Below are 2,194 nucleotides of genomic sequence, written 5' to 3'. Positions count from 1 at the left end.
GGTCGCTGTAAACCGGCCTAGAGGTCCGTGGTTGGCTTGCCAACTGCAGGGCTACCGTTCGCGTCAGCGGCGCGTAGTGCTTAAAGCCTGCTCCGTACCGCTTAGCGGTCGGAGCCGGGTAGTTTACTGTACTGCTGTTGTCGGGATCTTCAACTTTCGATGAGAAAAATGTGGGCTGGCATCGTCCAGGGATCCAGCTTGATGTAGTTGGTGGATCCCTGCCAGGAATACTGCTGGCCGTCCAAGAGGTCGATCACCTTGAAAGTTTGCCAGTGTTCCAAACCCAAAGCCCCCAGGTTGAGGGTGACCCAGCCGGATTGAATGTGAAACGGATCCAAGTTGACCGCCACCAAGATGCGGTTGCTGCCATCAAAGGTGCGCTTGGAATAGCAGATCAGGGCCTCGTTGTCGGTGGGGTGAAACACAAGGCTCCAGTCGCTTTGCAAAGCCGGGTTTTGCCGTCGGATCCGGTTCACCTGCGCGATCAGAGGCCGCAAGTTATCCGGTGTGTCCAGATCCCAGTGGCGGATTTGGTATTTTTCCGAGTCCAGATACTCTTCGCTGCCGGGGCGGAGGGGACGGTTTTCGCAGAGTTCAAAAGCGGGGCCGTAGATACCGTAGCTGGCCCCCAGCGTGGCCGCCAGGATGAGGCGCAGCATAAAAGCCGGGCGTCCCCCCTTTTGCAAGAACTCGTTCAGAATGTCCGGCGTGTTGGGCCAGAGGTTGGGGCGATAGTACTCCCGCATCGGGGTTTGGGTGAGCTCGGTGAAGTACTCCGTCAGGCCCCACTTGTCGTTGCGCCAGGTGAAATAGGTGTAAGACTGGGTGAAGCCCAGCTTGGCCAAGGATTTCATCAGTTTGGGGCGGGTGAAGGCTTCAGACAAAAAGATTGTCTGCGGGTGCTTGGCCTTGATCTGGCCGATGCACCACTCCCAAAAGCCAAAAGCCTTGGTGTGGGGATTATCAACCCGAAAGATGGTGACTCCCTGGTCGATCCAGTATTCGATAACGCTTTTTAACTCCTCCCAGAGGGCCTGCCAGTTTTCCGTCTCAAAGTCGAGGGGGTAGATGTCTTGATATTTCTTGGGCGGGTTCTCCGCATATTGAATGGTGCCGTCGGGCCGCTTTCTAAACCATTCCGGGTGCTCTTTCACATAGGGGTGATCCGGCGAGCACTGGAAGGCGATGTCCAGGGCGATATCGATGTTGAGTTTTTTGGCCTCCGCCACCAAGCGATGAAAATCCTCCAGGGATCCCAGTTGCGGATGGATGGCCTTGTGCCCGCCTTCTGGCCCGCCAATGGCCCAGGGAGAGCCCACATCCTCCGGCTCTGCCGTCATAGAGTTGTTTTTGCCCTTGCGGAAGGTGCGCCCGATAGGGTGGATGGGGGGCAGGTAGAGCACATCGAAGCCCATCTCGGCAAGCAGCGGCAGGCGAGCGATCACATCCTGGAAAGTGCCGTGGGTGTGCTCGTCAGGGCCACAGGAGCGGGGAAACAGCTCGTACCAGGTGCTGAAGCGGGCCTTCTCCGGATCCACCCAAACCCGTCGCTCCGGGTAGGCGGTGACGAAGCGGCGCTCGCCGTAGAGCTGCATCAGGGATCCCAGGGTTGGGGAAAGGGCGATCTCGATAGCCGGATCCCCGCCTTGGCGGAGCATTTGGGCGTAGTTGCGCAGCTTTGCCGCCAGATCCCCGCTTTGAGCCTGGGCGGCCCGCTCCACTAGCTCCGCCCCGATCAACAGCTCCACCGCCACATCCTGCTCGGCAGCCACCCGCTTGTGCAGATCCTGCTGCCAGGTTTGGAAAGGATCCACCCAGGCCAAGATGCGGTAAAAGGCTTGGCCAATTTGTGTGACCTGAAATTGGGCCCGCCAGCGGTCGTTGCCGATGGGCTCCATGAAGAGCTCCTCCCAGTCTGTTGCCCCGGCCTGGCGAAAACTGAGCACCGCCGAGAGTTGGTCGTGGCCATCGGCGAAGATGTCCGCCTCCACCACCACGTACTCCCCCACCGTTCGCTTGATGGCGTAGCGCCCACCGTCGATTTCCGGCGTCACCGCCTCGATGATGGCCCGTTGCCGACCTTCCGTTGGCCGCATAGGGTTAACCTCGCCCCTTTTCAATTTCTAGAGGTGCACCGCCGCATGAGACAATGCACTTAGAATCATGCCAAAGCTTAGCCTTTCCCCAGTACACT

General features: G+C 59.0%; 1 protein-coding gene. It reads right to left on the bottom strand.

Going from position 1 to position 2,194, the window contains the following annotated elements; translation table 11 throughout:
• Positions 1–149: 149 nt before the first annotated feature.
• The gene (locus NW845_RS12755) at positions 150–2,096 is read right to left on the bottom strand and encodes an alpha-1,4-glucan--maltose-1-phosphate maltosyltransferase (protein WP_414378798.1); all 1,947 of its coding nucleotides are present in this window, start codon (positions 2,094–2,096) and stop codon (positions 150–152) included.
• Between the last annotated feature and the right edge of the window lie 98 nt (positions 2,097–2,194).

Origin of the sequence: Synechococcus sp. H60.2 (assembly GCF_047462315.1) — a bacterium.
GTDB lineage: Bacteria > Cyanobacteriota > Cyanobacteriia > Thermostichales > Thermostichaceae > Thermostichus.
Note: the sequence above shows the minus strand (reverse complement) of the source record. Positions and strands in the feature narration are given on the sequence as shown.

Excerpts from the sequence above, each read along its gene's own strand:
- NW845_RS12755 (WP_414378798.1), bottom strand. The coding sequence starts at position 2,096 with ATGCGGCCAACGGAAGGTCGGCAACGGGCCATCATCGAGGCGGTGACG.